The organism is Micromonospora sp. NPDC049282, assembly GCF_043197045.1.
Lineage (GTDB): Bacteria > Actinomycetota > Actinomycetes > Mycobacteriales > Micromonosporaceae > Micromonospora.
Map to the genome: position 1 here is coordinate 226,949 of NZ_JBICSL010000001.1, position 15,309 is coordinate 242,257.

Consider the following 15,309-nt stretch of genomic DNA (forward strand, 5'->3'; position numbering starts at 1 on the left):
CGTATCAATCCCAGGAGTATCCCGTGGCTAGCGTGTGCGACGTCTGTGGCAAGGGGCCGGGCTTCGGCCACAACGTGCCCTGGTCCAAGAAGAAGACCAACCGCCGCTGGAACCCGAACATCCAGTCGGTGCGTACCCCGGCCGGTGGCGGCACCACCAAGAAGCTTCAGGTGTGCACCTCCTGCATCAAGGCCGGCAAGGTCACCCGCGCCTGACGCGGCAGCACCACCGGACATCGTCGGTCGCCGGCGGCCCCCTCGGGGTCGCCGGCTTCTGTCGTGTCCACCGACCCGCGACGACGGCTGACCGACCGTACGGCGACCTGCTGGCATCCGCCGGTTAGGGTGCTGCTGCGCCGGCCGTCCGGTTCCGGCGCGAGCCGTGGGGAGGAACGACCGGTGCACCTCGATCTGGGTCGCGAGCAACTGGTGGTGGTGGGCGGGTCGTTCGGCTCGCTGCGCTGGTTCGACCAGGAGCTGCCGGCCGGCAGCGTGGTGCTGGTCGAGGAGCCGGACGTGATCCGCCGCCGCGACCTGGCCCGGTTCGCCGCCGAGCTGCCGCTGATCGGCCGGCTGGTGGCGGCGGAATACCAGACCGGCCTGGACGTCGACGACCTGCTCGCCCGGGAGCCCGACCTGGCCGGCGCGCGGCTGGTCCTGCCCGGCCTGGAGTACGCGGTGGGCGCCACCGCCCGGCTGGCCGACCGGTTGGGCCTGCCCGGCGCCGGGGTGACCGCCGCGGAGGTCTTCTCCGACAAGCACCGGATGCGCCTGCTCGCCGACCGGATCGGCCTGGCCAACCCCGCCTACGAGCTGGTCGGCGACCCGGACCGGGCGGCCGGGTTCGCCCGGGCGCACGGCGGCCGGTGCGTGCTCAAGCCGACCCGCCGCTCGGGCAGCCTCGGCGTGCAGCTGATCACCGACCCGGCCGAGCTGCCGGCCCGCTGGGCGGCCAGCGCCACCCCGCCCGAGCCGGCCGAGGCCACCGAGCGGGGCCTGCCCACCGGCGTGCTGGTCGAGGAGTTGCTGGTCGGCTCCGAGCACAGCGTGGAGCTGCTGGTCGCCGACGGCGAGGTGCTCTTCGCGAACGTCACCGACAAGCGGGTCGCCGGCGGCCGGTACCCGGTGGAAACCGGGCACACCGTGCCGTCCGCGCTGCCCCCGGCCGAACACGACGCGCTGCGGTCCGCGGCGGTACGCCTCGCCGAGGCGGCCGGCTTCCGCAGCGGCATGCTGCACAGCGAGTGGATCCTGGTCGGCGGCGTGCCGACGCTCGTCGAGTGCGCGGCCCGGATGCCCGGCGACATGATCACCGCGCTCATCTCGATCGCCTACGAGCGGGACGTCATCGAGGCGTACCTGCGGGTGCTGTGCGGCGAGCGTCCGGCGCTGCCGCAGCGGCCGACCGGCGCGGCGGCGATCGAGTTCCTGGTCGCCCCGCCCGGCCGGGTCACCGCGGTGGACGGCCGGCGGGCCGCGCTGCGGGTGCCCGGGGTGCTCGACGTGCAGGTCGAGACGAAGGTCGGGCAGACCGTGCCCGAGCTGCTCTCCTCGGCGCACCGCAGCGGACACCTGATGGCGTGGGGCGCCACCCCGGACGAGGCGGCGGTCGCGGCCCGCCGCGCCGCCGCGGAGATCCGCATCACCGTCGGCTGACGGTCAGAGCGTGCGGCCGAACGACAGGCAGCCCGGCGCGTCCTTGTAGTAGCCGAAGTTCGGGATCCGCTCGTAGCCGGCCGACGTGTACATGGCGATCGCCTCGGGCTGCTTGTCGCCACACTCCAGCACGATCCGTTTGCGGCCGGCGTCGCGCGCGGACCGCTCGATCGCGGCGAGCACCGAACGGGCCACGCCCCGGCCCCGCGCGGCCGGCGCGGTGTACATCCGCTTCAGCTCGGCCGCGTCGCCGTCCTCACCGTGGCTGCGCCAGCCGCCACAGCCCACCGGCCGCCCGTCCAGGTAGGCGACCAGGAACGCGCCGGCCGGCGGGACGAACTCGGCCGCGTCGACAGGCGTCTCGTCGCCGCCGCCGCCGTACCGCGTGCCCAGGTCGGCCAGCGCCGCCCGGATCAACGCCTGCGACTCGGGCGCGTCGAAGCGCCGCTGGAGGATCTCGATCTCACTCACCGGGCCAGGCTACGACCGGCCCCGACGCCGGGCCGGCCCGGCCGCCGAGGTCGGACGCAGATCACTGCGGCGCGTGCCGCGGCGTCTCCTAACGGAAGTGGTCCCAGCCGGGCGGGCCGTCGTAGCCGGCGCCGTCGACGGTGACCCCGGCGCCGTCGGTCACCCGCCCGACCGGCCGCCAGCCGTCCGGCAGCGCCGCGCCCGCCGGGAACGTCGCCGCCAGGGCGTGGTCGTCGCCGCCGGCCAGGATCCAGGTGTACGGGTCGACGCCGAGCGCCTGCGCCGCGTCGCGCATCTGCCGGGGCACCTCGAACGCGTCCCGGTGCAGGTCGATCGCCACCCCGCTGGCCGCCGCCACGTGCCCGAGGTCGGCGAGCAGCCCGTCCGACACGTCGATCATGGCGGTGGCGCCGGCCGCCGCGGCCGCCGGCCCGGCGGCGTAGGGCACCTCGGGCCGGCGGAACGCCTCGACAAGCAGGCGGGGCGTGCGGAAGCCGCGGGACAGCACGGTGAAGCCGGCCGCCGCCCAGCCGGTCCGCCCGGCGAGCGCCACCACGTCGCCCGGCCCGGCCCCGGAGCGGACCACCGGCGGCCGGCCGGCCAGGTCGCCGAGCGCGGTCACCGCGACGGTCAGCGTCGGGCTGGCCGACATGTCCCCGCCGACCACGCTCGCGCCGACCAGGGCCGCCTCCGCGCCCAGCCCGTCGGCCAGTTCCTCCGCCCAGGCCGGGTCCAGCTCGGCCGGCATGCAGAGCGCGACCAGCAGCGCGGTCGGGGTGGCCCCCATGGCGGCGACGTCGGCGAGATTGGCCGCCGCCGCCCGGTGCCCGACGTCCCGCGCCGACGACCAGTCCCGGCGGAAGTGCCGCCCCTCGACCAGCACGTCGGTGGAGGCGACCACCCGCCGATCCGGCGCCGCCACCAGCGCGGCGTCGTCGCCGGGGCCGAGCAGGCAGCTCTCCCCGTACGACAGCCGGGCGGTCACCCGGTCGATCAGCCCGAACTCCCCGACACCCGCGACCGTCATGCCGTCCCCTCGTCCCGCTCCGTCGTCCCGCACGTCCCACCCCTGTCCCCGTACCCGCGTGCTCGCTCACCGCGTCCACCTGGCGACCGATAGGGATCACCCCCGCCCGGTGCGGTAGTTTCACCCTTCGGGCCGCCCCAGGCGGCGACGGACGGAGGTCGAGTCGTGGTACAGGCGTACATCCTCATCCAGACCGAGGTCGGTCGGGCGCGTGACGTGGCCGGTCTGATCGCGGACCTTGCCGGCGTGGTTCGGGTCGACGCCGTCACCGGGCCCTACGACGTGGTCGTGCTCACCGAGGCGAACACGGTCGACGAGCTGGGAAAACTCATCGTCAGCAAGGTGCAGATGGTGCCCGGCATCACCCGCACCCTCACGTGTTCGGTGGTGCGGCTGTAAGTGGACGAGACGGAGACCACCCCGCGCCGGGACCACCGCACCCGCCGTGCCGCGCTCTGGGCGACCCTGGTGGCGGTGCCGGTGACCGTGGCGGTGGCCGGCTTCACCTTCGCCAAGCTGGCTCCCGAGTCGCCGGACGCCACGCCGAGCGCCCCGGCCAGCCCTCGGGCGCAGTCGAGCGCGCCGGTCGAGCTGCCCGCCCCGGCGCTGGCCCAGCGCCCGGCGATCCTCTGCCGCGCGCTGGTGTCGCAGCTGCCCGACAGCGTGCGTGACCTGCGGCAGCGTCCGGTCACCGCGGGCCCGGAGCAGAACGCCGCCTACGGCGACCCGGCGCTCACCGTGGCCTGCGGCGGGACCGCGCCGCTGGTGCCGCCCACCGACGAGGTGTGGACGGTGAACCAGGTCTGCTGGCACCCGGTGCAGGAGGCCGACGCCACGGTGCTGACCACCGTCGACCGGGAGACCCCGGTCCGGGTACGGGTGCCGAAGACGTACGAGCAGCCGCTGCAGTGGGTGACCCCGATCTCGGACACGATCGTCAGCACGGTTCCCTCGGCGAAGCAGGTTCCCTCGGGCTGCTCCGGCTGACGCCCGCGCCGGCCGGTCAGCGGCCGGCGCGGCGCTGCAGGGCGGTCCGGATCAGCCGGTTGACCAGCTTCGGATATTCCAGCCCGCTGGCCGCCCACATGCGCGGGAACATCGACGTCGGGGTGAAGCCCGGCATCGTGTTGATCTCGTTGAGATAGACGTCCAGCTCCGGGGTGACGAAGAAGTCGACCCGGGCCAGGCCGGAGCAGTCCAGCGCGGTGAAGGCGCGGGTGGCGTAGTCGCGCACCTGCCGGGTCACCGCGTCGGGCAGGCCGGCCGGGACGTCGTACTCGCAGACCTCGTCGGCGAAGATGTACTTGGCCTCGAAGTCGTACCAGTCGCGGTCGCCGATCATCCGCACCTCGGCGAGCACCGACGCCTCGGGCGCGCCGCCGGCCTCGCCCTCCAGCACGCCGCACTCGATCTCGCGGCCCACCACGGCGCCCTCGACCAGCACCTTGCTGTCGATCTCCCGCGCGGTGGCCAGGGCGGCGTCCAACTGCGCCCAGTCGTCGACCTTGGTGATGCCGAACGAGGAGCCGGCCCGGGACGGCTTGACGAAGACCGGCAGCCCGAGGCGCTCCTTGTCCTCCTCGCACAGCGACATGCCGGCGCGCAGCACCGCGTACGGGCCGACCGGGATGCCCTCGGCCGCGCAGAGCTTCTTGGTGAACTCCTTGTCCATGGCGGCGGCGGACGCGAACACGTTCGCCCCGACGTAGGGGATGTCCGCCATCTCCAGCATGCCCTGGATGGTGCCGTCCTCGCCGTACGCGCCGTGCAGCACGGGGAAGACCACGTCGACATCGGCCAGCGCCACCGGGCCCTGGGTCGGGTCGAGCACCATCAGGCCACCGGCGGCCGGGTCGGCGCGCAGCACCAGTTCGGCGCCGGAGCCGGCGGTGATCTCGGGCAGCTTGCGATCGGCGATGGCGAGCTGCGCCGGGTCGCCGCTGGCGAGCACCCACTGGCCCTGCCGGGTGATGCCGACCGGGACGACCTCGAACTCGTCCGCGTCGAGGGCGGCCAGCACGCTGCCGGCGCTGACGCACGAGATGCCGTGTTCGGGGCTGCGGCCGCCGAAGACGATCGCCACACGGGTCTTGCCTGGGGTGGTCATGGTCACCTCATCGTTCGCGGCTGCGGCTGGCCGTGCTCGCCGGTGGCGCTCACCCGGTTGACCTTACTGTGCGTTGTCGGGGGCGGTGGTCGATACCCGGGGAGACGCGGAGCCAGGTGGCAAACGGTCAAGGCGCCATATACAGGGAGTAACGGCGCGGGCGGCCGGCGGCGGGACCTGCCACCGGCCGCCCGGCTCCCCGACCCCGGTCGCCGCGTCCACGGGGTCGGGCCCGGTGTGGTTCAGGGGGCCGGGTGCCGGGGCCGGCGGCCGACCGCGATGACCTTGACCCGCTGGCGGCCGGCCCGGACCATGCCCAGCGCCATGAACGCCCCGGCGATCCGGTCGGCCGCCTCCCGGCTGCTCGCGCCGACGACCTGCCGGCGGCGCTCGGGGGTGGTGCGTTCGTCGCGTTCGTGACCGTTCGTCGGTCGCACGTCGGTGAGGACCACGAGGAACCGGGTCATGTCCGGCCACCCTCGTCGCCGGGTCGGCAGGCCGTCACGGTCATCGCGCACCCCTCCCCGTCTGACGGACCCGGTAGGGGCACGCGACGATCAGGTCGTGGGGGAGTAAAACCCGATCGCCGCGCGCCCCATCCCCTCCGGTCACTCACCACCACCGTCGCCACGACAACCGGCGGTGAGGACGCTGTCACAGATTGACAGGTGGATGGGCGTGAATGCAACTCTCATCGGCTTTCTCTCATGCCCAACTTCCCACAGGATGTGCGACCATCGATGCATGGCGCCGAAGACCGCCCGGGCCCGACGGCTCGGCATAGCCCTGCGGACCCACCGGGAGGCCGCCGGCCTCACCCTGGAAACCGCGGCCGACGAGATCAACAGCACCCGGAGCACCCTGTCCCGCTACGAGAACGCACAGACGCTGATCAGCCCGGCCACCGTGCGCGCGCTGCTCACCAGCTACGGCGTGGGACCCGACGAGATCGCCGCGGCGGTGCAACTGGCCAAGGACGCCCGCAAGCCCGGCTGGTGGGTGTCCTACTCCTACCTGCTGGACCGCCGCACCATCGACTTCATCGCGCTGGAGGCCGAGGCCACCGGCATCGCCAACTTCGAGCCGTCGGTGGTGCCGGGCCTGCTGCAGACCGCCGACTACATCCGTGGGGTGATGCGCGGCGGCCCGCACACGCTCAGCGACGAACAGGTCGAACAACGCGTCCATCTGCGGCTGGACCGTCAGCAACGCATCTCCGGGGAGGACCCGCCGATCCTCGACGCCATCATCGACGAGGCCGCGCTGCTGCGCCCGGTCGGCGGCCACTCGGTGATGGCCGACCAACTCCACCACCTGCTCAAGATGGCCGAACTGCCGAACATCACCGTGCAGGTGATCCCGCTGGCCGCCGGCTACCACCGGGGAACCCGGGGGTCGCTGCACATCCTGGAGTTCGCCGACCCCGAGGACCCGATCATCGCCTCGGTGGAGACCGTCGCCGGTCAGATGGTGCTCGACCGGCCGGGCGACCTGCGTACCTGCACCAAGATCATGGAGCACCTGCGGACCGTGGCGCTGAGCCCGGCGGCCAGTCGGGACCAGCTCCTCCGTCTGCTGAACGAGAGGTGACCGCATGAACGGCACGAACCGGCCCCACCCGATGCCGACCAGCTGGCGCAAGAGCAGCCACAGTGGCGACGAGGGCGCGTGCGTGGAGATGGCGCCGCTGCCGGAGTCGGTCGCGGTACGCGACTCCAAGGACCCGACCGGCCCGGTGCTGGTGTTCCCGTCGGCCGCCTGGACGGCCTTCGCCGCCGCACCCCCACGCCCCTGACCGCACGTGTCAAGCGGGGCCCCCTGCTATGCCGTAGGCGTTAAGCGGGGGCCCCGCCTTGCACCGCCTCCAGGGCGGCGATGGCGACGCCGCGGGCGCCGGCCATGTCGCGGTCCGGCACCAGGGCGAACGTCGCCACGGCTCGCTGCTCGTCGCGGAGCACCGTGTGCTCGACGACCGTGGCGAGGAACCAGTCGCGGAACTCCGGCGCGGCCTCCACCACGCCACCGCCGACGAAGTACGCGTGCGGGTCGGTGAAGTTGGCCGCGATGGTGAACAGCCGCCCCAGCGCCCGGGCCTGCTGGCCGAACACCTGGCGGGCCAGCACGTCGCCCCGTTCGCCGTGGTCGCGGAGCAGCTTCGCGGCCCGGGCCGGCTCCTCCACGGCCAGCGGGTGGTCCGGGTACCGGGACAGCCAGTACGGCAGCAGGTTGCGCCGGATCGCGGTGAGCGAGGCGACGCTCTCCGCGTCCCCGGCGAACCCGCAGGCGCAGACCGGCACCGGCTGGCCCGGCTCGAGCAGCCCGTCCAGCGGGATGTGCACGTGCCCGAACTCGCCGGCCATGCCGGCCGCGCCACCGACCACCCGACCGCCGCACACCACGCCCCCGCCCAGGCCGGTGCCGACGATCGCGGACACCGACGAGCGGGCCATCGCGTCCGCGCCGAAGTGCACGTGATGGGCGTAGAGGGCGGCGGCGTTGCCGTCGTTGGCGTAGACCACCGGCAGGCCGAGCCGCTGCTCCAGCGCGCCGCGCACGTCGTAGCCACGCCACGCCGGCTGGGCGAAGTTGGTCGAACCGCGCGAGGAGATCACCCCGGTGGCGCTGGCCGGACCGGGCGTGTCCAGCCCGACCGCACGCACCAGCTCGCGGGGCACCCGGGTGTGCGTCAACACGCCCTCGAACGCGCGCGCGAGGGCCTCGATCGCCGCCTCCGGCCCGGCGCCGACCTCGCTCGGGATCTCCAGCAGCCCGTCCACCAGGAAGCGGCCGTCGACGGTCAGCACGGTGGCGTTGTTGCTCGTGCCGCCGTTGTCCAGCCCCACCACCACCGGTACCCCTGCGCTGCCCACCGCCACCGCCTCCCCGTCGAGCCTGAGCCGAGGTTAGTGCTCGGCGGGCCGACCCGCCACGCCACGTCAGCCGGGACGGCGGCCGGTCACGGCGGTGGCCTCCCACTCCTCGTCGTACACCACGTTCGGGTCGAGCCCGGCGGCGGTGAACGCCGCACCGAGCGCCGGGGCCTGCTCGGCGCTCACCTCGACCGCGAGGTGCCCGCCCGGAGCCAGCCACTCGACCGCGCCGGCGGCGACCCGGCGCAGCACCGCCAGCCCGTCCGCGCCGCCGTCCAGCGCCACCGCGGCCTCGTGCACCCGCGCCTCGACCGGCAGCGTCGCCACCGCGTCGCTCGGCACGTACGGGGCGTTCGCCACCACCAGGTCCAGCCGGCCGCGCCAGCGGGTAGGCACCGGGTCGAACAGGTCACCCTGGTAGACCGGCACGCCCAGCGGGTCGAGGTTGCGCCGGGCGCAGGCCACCGCGACCGGGTCGATGTCGGCGGCGCCCAGCCACCGGGGCGCCAGCCGGTCGTGCAGCACCACCGCCGCGGCGCCCGAGCCGCAGCACAGGTCGAGCACCGCCGGCGCCGGCCCGGCGACCGCCGCCGCGGCGGCGACCAGCAGCGCGGTACGCCCGCGGGGCACGAAGACGCCCGGGTGGACGGCGACCCGCCGCCCGCAGAACTCGGCCCAGCCGAGCAGGTGCTCCAGCGGGAGGCCGGCGACGCGGCGGTCGGCCAGCCGGGTCAGCGCCTGCGCCGAGTCGGCGGCGGCGATCAGCAGGTCCGCCTCGTCCTCGGCGAAGACGCAGCCGGCGGCGCGCAGCCGGCGGACGAGGGCCTGACGGTCGGGAGTGAACACGGTGGGTGCCATGGCAAGCCTTTCGGGGAACGCTCGTCGGCGCCCCCGGCGTCGCCTCAGCCCCGGGGCGACACGGACTCGGAGGGAGCGCCGGTCCTCTGCTGGTGGATCGGACTCACCTCCTCGATGTCGGGGCCGCACGGGCCGTGGCTGCCGTCACGATAGCCCAGCGCCCCGCCCGCCGTCAGCCCGCGGCGGCGTCCAGTGCCGCGGCCACGTCGGCGAGCAGGTCGGCCGGGTCCTCGACGCCGCAGGAGAGCCGCACGAACCCGGGCGAGGTGTCGTCGCCCCACTGGGCCCGCCGATCGGCCGTGGTGTGCAGCCCGCCGAACGAGGTGGCGGCGGCCACCAGGCGGGACGCGTCGAGGAACCGGGCCACCCGGTCGGCGTCGCCCAGGTCGAAGGAGAGCACGCCGGGCATCCGGCGCATCTGCGCCGACGCCACCGGGTACGCCGGGTCCGCCGGCCGCCCGGGCCAGCGCAGGCCCGCGACGTCCGGCCGGCCGGCGAGCAGCCCGGCCAGCGCCTCGGCGTTGGCGGTCTGCCGGGCCAGCCGCAGGTCGACGGTGGCCAGCGAGCGGTGGGCCAGCCAGCAGTCGAACGCGCCGGGCACCCCGCCGGTGGTGGTCCGCCAGCCGGTCACCGCGTCGCGCAGCGCGTCGTCGCGCGTCGCCACGTAGCCGAGCAGCAGGTCCGAGTGGCCGGTGAGCGCCTTCGTGCCGGAGGCGACCACCACGTCCGCGCCGAGATCAAGCGGGCGCTGCCCGAGCGGCGTGGCGGTGGTGTTGTCCACCGCCAGCAGCGCGCCGGCGGCGCGCGCCGCGGCGGCCAGCGCCGGCACGTCGGCGACGTCGAGGCCGGGGTTCGCCGGCGTCTCCAGCAGCACCAGCCGGACGCCGTCGAAGGACGGGTACGGCCCGGCGGTCGGCGCCAGGCCGACGCGTACCCCGATCCGCTCCAGCGTGTCGGTGGCGAAGGCGCGCACCGGGAAGTAGCCGTCGGCGGGGAGCAGCACGGTGTCGCCGGGGCGCAGCACGGTCAGCAGCAACCCGGTGATGGCCGCCTGACCGCTGGCGAAGACCCGGCAGTCGCCGCCCTCCAGCTCGCCGATCGCCGCCTCCAGGAGCCGGCGGGTGGGGTTGTCCGGCCGCCCGTACCCGTCGGGCGCCGCCGCCGGCCCGCGCCACGGGTCGAGGTGGTAGGGCGCGGCGAAGACCGGGCCGGGCAGGAACGGCTGGCCCGGCGCGGGCTCCGGCAGCCCGGCGCGCACGCTGCGGGTGCCGTCCCCCCAACCCGCACTCACTCGTAGGACTCCGGCTTCGCGGTGCGGCTCATCAGCGCGTCGACGGCCAGGCGCGGGTCCATCCCCTCGTGGCAGATCCGCTCGATCTGCTCGGTGATCGGCATCTCCACCCCGTGCGCCCGGGCCAGGTCCCGGATGGCCAGGCAGCTCTTCACGCCCTCGGCGGTCTGCCGGGTGGCCGCCTGGGCCTGCTCCAGCGTCTCCCCCCGGCCCAGGTGCTCGCCGAAGGTGCGGTTGCGGGCCAGCGGCGAGGTGCAGGAGGCGACCAGATCGCCCATCCCGGCCAGCCCGGCGAAGGTGATCGGGTCGGCGCCGAGCGCCACGCCCAGCCGGGCGGTCTCGGCCAGGCCGCGGGTCATCAGCATGGCCCGGGTGTTGTCGCCGAAGCCCATCGCGGTGGCGATGCCGTACGACAGCGCGATCACGTTCTTCACCGCGCCGCCCAGCTCGCAGCCGATCACGTCGTCGTTGGTGTACGGGCGGAAGTAGGGCGTCCGGATCGCGGCCTGGACCAGCGCCGTACGCCTGCTGTCGGTGCCGGCGACCACGGTGGCGGCCGGCTGCTCGGCGGCGATCTCCGGGGCCAGGTTGGGCCCGGAGACGACGACCACCCGGTCCGCCGGCACCCCGGCGGTCTCCATGATCACCTGGCTCATCCGCTTGGTGGTGCCCAGCTCGATGCCCTTCATCAGGGAGACCAGCGTGGCGTCGGGGGCGAGGTGCGGCGTCCACTCGGCGAGGTTGCCGCGCAGCGTCTGCGAGGGCACCGAGAGCACCACCACCTCGGCGCCCTCGATCGCCTCGGCGGCGTCGCCGGTGGCGGTGACCCGCTCGGGCAGGCGCACGTCCGGCAGGTACTCCGGGTTGTGCCGACCGGCGCGGATCGCCTCGGCCACCGCGGGCCGGCGGGCCAGGACCGTCACGTCCCGGCCGGCGTCGGCGAGGATCTTGGCGAACGCGGTCCCCCACGACCCCGCGCCCAGCACCGCCACGTGCCCGCTCATTCGGAGACCTCCGGCGTGCCGGTGCGGGCCGGCCGCTCCCAGAGCGGCGGCGGCGTGCCGCCGCGGATCTCGGCGACCAGGTCCCGGATCCGCAGCATGATGGTGTCCGTCATCTCCTCCAGGATCGCCCGGGTCGGCGTGGCGCCGGCCCACCGGCCCAGGTCGACCGGCGGCCCGGCGACCACCGTCACCGGGGTACGCGGGCGCAGCCCGATCCGGGCGGTACGCGGGTCGAACATCCGCTCCGGACCGATCATGGCCACCGGGATCACCGGGGCGCCGGTGGCCAGCGCCAGCCGGGCCGCGCCGGTCTTGCCCTTCATCGGCCACAGCTCCGGCTCCCGGGTGGTGGTCCCCTCCGGATAGATCACCACGGCGCCTCCCTCGTCCAGCGCGGCGATCAGCTTGTCCAGCGACTTGACCGCCTCGACGCTGCCCCGCTCGACCGGGATCTGCTTGCACCGGTGCAGGATCCAGCCGACCACCGGCACCCGGAAGACGCTGGCCTTGCCGAGGAACCGCGGCCAGCGCCCCGCGTCGTAGATGTAGTGCGCGGAGACCAGCGGGTCCGCGTGCGAGATGTGGTTGGGCACGATGATGATCCCGCCGTCGCGCCGCAGGTGCTCCATGCCCCGCCAGGTGCGCCGGGTCCAGACGGTCAACACCGGCTTCACCAGCACCACGGCGAACCGTTGCCAGAATCCCAGCCTCCGCGGTGCCACAGTGCCTCCTCGTTCCGCCCCACGCGCCCCGGGAGAGAATCATGCCTGCTCGCCCCCGGTCCGGCCAGTGCGGGTACCGCCGCCTGCGCTGGCAGGATGGTCGGTGTGCCTGAGCCCAGCTGGACCGTGGTGATGCCGGTGAAGCGACTCGGGGCGGCCAAGAGCCGCCTGCGGGGCGCGCTGCCCGGCGTACCCCACGAGGAGCTGGCGCTGGCCCTCGCGGCCGACACGGTACGCGCGGCGCTGGCCTGCCCGGCGGTCGGCCGGGTGCTGGTGGTCACCGACGACCCCCGGGTGACCGCCACGGTGACCGCGGCGGGCGCCGGGGTCGCGGCCGACCCGGGCGCCGGGCTCAACGCGGCCTTCCGGCACGGCGCGGCGGCGGCCGGGTCGCACGCCGCGGTGGCCGGCGTCACCGCGGACCTGCCCGCGCTTCGCCCGGCCGAGCTGGCCGCGGCGCTGCGCGCGGCCGAGGGGGTACGCGGGTTCGTGGCCGACGCCCCGGGCGCCGGCACGGTGCTGCTGGCCGCGCCGGCCGGGGTGCCGCTGGCGCCCCGCTTCGGGCCCGGCTCGGCCGGCGCGCACGCGGCGAGCGGGGCGCTGCCGCTGGCCGGCGACTGGCCCAGCCTCCGCCGGGACGTGGACACCGAGGCCGACCTGGCCGCCGCCGCCCGGCTGGGCGTCGGCCCGCGCACCGGCACGCTGCTGGCCCGGGCCGGCGACCCGGTCCGGTACGGTGCTGGCATGCAGGGCACGGTGGCCACCTACGACGCGTCGACCCGCAGCGGGGTGCTGCTGCTCGACGACGGCACCGAGCTGGCGTTCCCGGCACGCGCGTTCGACGCCTCCGGGTTACGGCTGCTGCGGCTCGGGCAGCGGGTGCGGGTCGAGCGGGACGCCGCCGGCGAGGTCGTTCGGGTGACCTTGCCGACGATGGCCTGAACAACCTGGCCGGAGTTCATTTTCTGTTCACCCTCGTCAGGGAATCATGAGGTGGTGAGCACCCCTCGCGAGCACTCCGACGGTCCGCCGCCCCTCCTCGACCCCGGCACGCCCCGCAACGGCCGCCCGACGCGCGGCGCGGACGGGCGGTTCCGCCAGACCCGGCCGCCCGAGGAGCGCCTCGGCGCCGACCCGGACGCGGCCGGCGCCAGCGGGCTGGACGAGCCGCTCGACCCGGTCGAGGGGCCGGGCCCGGTCACCGGGACCGCCCCGGACGACGAACCGCCGGCCACCGAGCCGCTGCCGGAGGACCGCTTCCTCAACCGGGAGCTGTCCTGGCTCGACTTCAACGCCCGGGTGCTCGCGCTCGCCGAGGACCCCCGGACGCCGCTGCTGGAGCGGGCGAAGTTCCTGGCGATCTTCGCCGGCAACCTGGACGAGTTCTACATGGTGCGGGTGGCCGGGTTAAAGCGCCGACTCTCCGCCGGCCTGCCGGTCCGCGGCGGCGACCGGCTGCCGCTGCGCACCCAGCTCGAACTGATCACGGAGAAGGCGGCCGACCTGGTCGCCCGGCACGCCGCCTGCTTCGTCGACCACGTGCTCCCCCGGCTCGCCGAGTCCGACGTCCGCATCCTGCGCTGGAGCGAGCTGGACGACGCCGAGCGGGAGCGGCTGCGCACCTGGTTCCGGGAGCACATCTTCCCGGTGCTCACCCCGCTCGCGGTCGACCCGGCGCACCCGTTCCCCTACATCTCCGGCCGGTCGTTGAACCTGGCCGTCTCGGTGCGCGACCCGGACGGCGGCTCCGAGCTGTTCGCCCGGGTCAAGGTGCCGAACAACGTGCCCCGGTTCGTCCGGGTCACCCGTGACCGCCCCGGCGTCCGGTTCCTGCCGGTGGAGGACCTCATCTCCGTCCACCTCGGGCAGCTCTTCTCCGGCATGCAGGTGGTCGAGTGCCACCTGTTCCGGGTCACCCGCAACGCCGAGGTGGAGGTCGACGAGGACCGGGACGAGGATCTGCTCCAGGCGCTGGAACGGGAGCTGGCCCGGCGCCGGTTCGGTCCCCCGGTGCGGTTGGAGGTGGCCGCCTCCATCTCCGACCACATGCTGGAGCTGCTCGTCCGCGAGCTGGACGTGGACGACCAGGACGTGCTCCGGGTCCGCGGCCTGCTCGACCTCTCCGCGCTCTGGCAGGTCTACGGCGAGGCCGACCGTCCGGACCTGAAGGACCGTCCGTTCGTGCCGGCCACCCACCAACGCCTGGCCGAGGGCGAGGTGCCGCGCAGCGTCTTCGCCACCCTGCGCGACGGTGACGTGCTGGTGCACCACCCCTACCACTCGTTCGCGACGAGCGTGCAGCGCTTCGTCGAGCAGGCCGCCGCCGACCCGGACGTGCTCGCCATCAAGCAGACGCTCTACCGCACCAGCGGCGACTCCCCGATCGTCGACGCGCTTGTCGACGCGGCCGCCGCCGGCAAGCAGGTGGTGGTGCTGGTCGAGCTGAAGGCACGCTTCGACGAGGTGGCCAACATCGGTTGGGCGCGCACCCTGGAACGGGCCGGCTGCCACGTGGTCTACGGCCTGGTGGGCCTGAAGACGCACTGCAAGACCGCGCTGGTGGTGCGGCAGGAGGGCAACCAGATCCGGCGCTACTGCCACATCGGCACCGGCAACTACCACCCGAAGACGGCCCGGCTCTACGAGGACTTCGGCATGCTCACCGCCGACCCGGAGATCGGGGCCGACCTGACCGACCTGTTCAACGTGCTCACCGGCTACAGCCGGCAGACCGCCTTCCGGCGGTTGCTGGTCGCGCCGCAGGGCATCCGCAGCGGTCTGATCGAGCGGATCGACCGGGAGATCGAGCATGTCCGGCTGGGCATGCCGGGGCTGGTGCAGTTCAAGGTGAACGCGCTTGTCGACGAGGAGATCACCGACGCGCTCTACCGGGCCTCCCGGGCCGGCGTGCACGTCGACCTGCTGATCCGGGGCATGTGCATGCTGCGCCCGGGGGTGCCGGGGCTGTCGGAGAACATCCGGGTCCGGTCGATCCTCGGCCGGTTCCTGGAGCACTCCCGCATCTTCCGGTTCGGCAACAACGGCGACGCCGAGTTCTGGATGGGCTCGGCCGACCTGATGCACCGCAACCTGGACCGCCGGGTGGAGGCGCTGGTGCAGGTGAGCGACCCGGTGGCCCGGGCCGAGCTGGACCATGTGCTCGCCGCCGCGTTCGACCCCGACGTGGACGCGTTCGAGCTGGCCGCCGACGGCACCTGGCACCGGCGTACCGGCGACGGCGACACGCCGCTGACCCACCTGCAGGACCTGCTGTTGCGCCGGGTCGGCGGCCGGGCGGACTGAG

At 74.7% G+C, this 15,309-nt stretch carries 17 protein-coding genes and 1 pseudogene; 9 read left to right on the plus strand and 9 right to left on the minus strand.

Going from position 1 to position 15,309, the window contains the following annotated elements:
- Positions 1-23: 23 nt before the first annotated feature.
- Positions 24-215: a 50S ribosomal protein L28 gene (gene rpmB / locus ACGFI2_RS01040; RefSeq protein ID WP_046569512.1), complete on the plus strand. Its 192-nt coding sequence runs from the start codon at positions 24-26 to the stop codon at positions 213-215.
- A 183-nt stretch (positions 216-398) separates the two neighbouring features.
- Positions 399-1,655, plus strand: a complete 1,257-nt coding sequence (locus ACGFI2_RS01045; RefSeq protein WP_393508601.1) for an ATP-grasp domain-containing protein — start codon at positions 399-401, stop codon at positions 1,653-1,655.
- Between the two features lie 3 nt (positions 1,656-1,658).
- Here the strand turns inward: ACGFI2_RS01045 and ACGFI2_RS01050 are convergent, their stop codons facing one another.
- Positions 1,659-2,126, minus strand: a complete 468-nt coding sequence (locus tag ACGFI2_RS01050; protein ID WP_393508604.1) for a GNAT family N-acetyltransferase — start codon at positions 2,124-2,126, stop codon at positions 1,659-1,661.
- 88 nt (positions 2,127-2,214) lie between these two features.
- On the minus strand, positions 2,215-3,153 hold the full coding sequence (locus ACGFI2_RS01055) for a thiamine-phosphate kinase (RefSeq protein ID WP_393508607.1): 939 nt from the start codon (positions 3,151-3,153) through the stop codon (positions 2,215-2,217).
- A 165-nt stretch (positions 3,154-3,318) separates the two neighbouring features.
- On the opposite strand from ACGFI2_RS01055, the gene ACGFI2_RS01060 reads away from it, so the two are divergent.
- Together ACGFI2_RS01060 and ACGFI2_RS01065 are read left to right on the plus strand one after the other, a co-directional pair.
- Positions 3,319-3,552, plus strand: a complete 234-nt coding sequence (locus tag ACGFI2_RS01060; protein WP_013284547.1) for an Lrp/AsnC ligand binding domain-containing protein — start codon at positions 3,319-3,321, stop codon at positions 3,550-3,552.
- Entirely contained in the window at positions 3,553-4,140 is a 588-nt protein-coding gene (locus tag ACGFI2_RS01065; protein WP_393508613.1) for a DUF3515 family protein, read from the plus strand. It begins immediately after the preceding gene.
- Between the two features lie 16 nt (positions 4,141-4,156).
- On the opposite strand, the gene ACGFI2_RS01070 is transcribed toward ACGFI2_RS01065, so the two are convergent.
- Together ACGFI2_RS01070 and ACGFI2_RS01075 are read right to left on the minus strand one after the other, a co-directional pair.
- Positions 4,157-5,260, minus strand: a complete 1,104-nt coding sequence (locus ACGFI2_RS01070; RefSeq protein WP_393508617.1) for a D-alanine--D-alanine ligase family protein — start codon at positions 5,258-5,260, stop codon at positions 4,157-4,159.
- A gap of 242 nt (positions 5,261-5,502) precedes the next feature.
- Positions 5,503-5,727: a hypothetical protein gene (locus ACGFI2_RS01075; RefSeq protein ID WP_393508620.1), complete on the minus strand. Its 225-nt coding sequence runs from the start codon at positions 5,725-5,727 to the stop codon at positions 5,503-5,505.
- A gap of 277 nt (positions 5,728-6,004) precedes the next feature.
- Here ACGFI2_RS01075 and ACGFI2_RS01080 point away from each other — a divergent pair, with 277 nt between their 5' ends.
- Positions 6,005-6,850 carry a helix-turn-helix domain-containing protein gene (locus ACGFI2_RS01080; protein ID WP_393508623.1) on the plus strand — a complete coding sequence of 282 codons (846 nt, stop codon included), beginning with the start codon at positions 6,005-6,007 and terminating at the stop codon, positions 6,848-6,850.
- Between the two features lie 4 nt (positions 6,851-6,854).
- Positions 6,855-7,055: a DUF397 domain-containing protein gene (locus ACGFI2_RS01085; RefSeq protein ID WP_393508625.1), complete on the plus strand. Its 201-nt coding sequence runs from the start codon at positions 6,855-6,857 to the stop codon at positions 7,053-7,055.
- A gap of 40 nt (positions 7,056-7,095) precedes the next feature.
- Here the strand turns inward: ACGFI2_RS01085 and ACGFI2_RS01090 are convergent, their stop codons facing one another.
- The 5 genes from ACGFI2_RS01090 to ACGFI2_RS01110 all read right to left on the minus strand — a co-directional run bounded on the left by ACGFI2_RS01090 (position 7,096) and on the right by ACGFI2_RS01110 (position 12,005).
- Positions 7,096-8,130 (minus strand): ROK family protein, encoded by a 1,035-nt coding sequence (locus tag ACGFI2_RS01090; protein WP_393508628.1) that lies wholly within the window; start codon positions 8,128-8,130, stop codon positions 7,096-7,098.
- Between the two features lie 66 nt (positions 8,131-8,196).
- Positions 8,197-8,988 carry a putative protein N(5)-glutamine methyltransferase gene (locus tag ACGFI2_RS01095; RefSeq protein WP_393508631.1) on the minus strand — a complete coding sequence of 264 codons (792 nt, stop codon included), beginning with the start codon at positions 8,986-8,988 and terminating at the stop codon, positions 8,197-8,199.
- Positions 8,989-9,160: 172 nt separating this feature from the next.
- A complete protein-coding gene (locus ACGFI2_RS01100) occupies positions 9,161-10,279 on the minus strand; it encodes a cystathionine gamma-lyase (RefSeq protein ID WP_393508634.1) in 1,119 nt (372 codons plus the stop codon).
- Positions 10,276-11,283 carry an NAD(P)H-dependent glycerol-3-phosphate dehydrogenase gene (locus ACGFI2_RS01105; protein ID WP_393508637.1) on the minus strand — a complete coding sequence of 336 codons (1,008 nt, stop codon included), beginning with the start codon at positions 11,281-11,283 and terminating at the stop codon, positions 10,276-10,278. Before ACGFI2_RS01105 ends, ACGFI2_RS01100 begins: the two co-directional genes overlap by 4 nt.
- The gene (locus ACGFI2_RS01110) at positions 11,280-12,005 is read right to left on the minus strand and encodes a lysophospholipid acyltransferase family protein (RefSeq protein ID WP_393508640.1); all 726 of its coding nucleotides are present in this window, start codon (positions 12,003-12,005) and stop codon (positions 11,280-11,282) included. Before ACGFI2_RS01110 ends, ACGFI2_RS01105 begins: the two co-directional genes overlap by 4 nt.
- 96 nt (positions 12,006-12,101) lie before the next feature.
- Here ACGFI2_RS01110 and cofC point away from each other — a divergent pair.
- The 3 genes and pseudogenes from cofC to ACGFI2_RS01125 all read left to right on the plus strand — a co-directional run.
- Positions 12,102-12,722 (plus strand): annotated as a pseudogene (gene cofC / locus ACGFI2_RS01115) (2-phospho-L-lactate guanylyltransferase); the annotation flags it as partial.
- A gap of 27 nt (positions 12,723-12,749) precedes the next feature.
- Entirely contained in the window at positions 12,750-12,947 is a 198-nt protein-coding gene (locus ACGFI2_RS01120; RefSeq protein ID WP_174528381.1) for a cold-shock protein, read from the plus strand.
- Positions 12,948-13,001: 54 nt separating this feature from the next.
- Positions 13,002-15,308, plus strand: a complete 2,307-nt coding sequence (locus tag ACGFI2_RS01125) for an RNA degradosome polyphosphate kinase (RefSeq protein WP_393508643.1) — start codon at positions 13,002-13,004, stop codon at positions 15,306-15,308.
- The last annotated feature ends 1 nt before the right edge of the window (position 15,309 follow it).

Bases quoted from the DNA above. Each gene is read 5' to 3' on its own strand.
- ACGFI2_RS01055 (WP_393508607.1), bottom strand. From the start codon at position 3,153: ATGACGGTCGCGGGTGTCGGGGAGTTCGGGCTGATCGACCGGGTGACC.
- ACGFI2_RS01085 (WP_393508625.1), top strand. From the start codon at position 6,855: ATGAACGGCACGAACCGGCCCCACCCGATGCCGACCAGCTGGCGCAAG.
- ACGFI2_RS01120 (WP_174528381.1), top strand. From the start codon at position 12,750: ATGCAGGGCACGGTGGCCACCTACGACGCGTCGACCCGCAGCGGGGTG.
- ACGFI2_RS01075 (WP_393508620.1), bottom strand. From the start codon at position 5,727: ATGACCCGGTTCCTCGTGGTCCTCACCGACGTGCGACCGACGAACGGT.
- ACGFI2_RS01095 (WP_393508631.1), bottom strand. From the start codon at position 8,988: ATGGCACCCACCGTGTTCACTCCCGACCGTCAGGCCCTCGTCCGCCGG.
- ACGFI2_RS01105 (WP_393508637.1), bottom strand. From the start codon at position 11,283: ATGAGCGGGCACGTGGCGGTGCTGGGCGCGGGGTCGTGGGGGACCGCG.
- ACGFI2_RS01070 (WP_393508617.1), bottom strand. From the start codon at position 5,260: ATGACCACCCCAGGCAAGACCCGTGTGGCGATCGTCTTCGGCGGCCGC.
- ACGFI2_RS01080 (WP_393508623.1), top strand. From the start codon at position 6,005: ATGGCGCCGAAGACCGCCCGGGCCCGACGGCTCGGCATAGCCCTGCGG.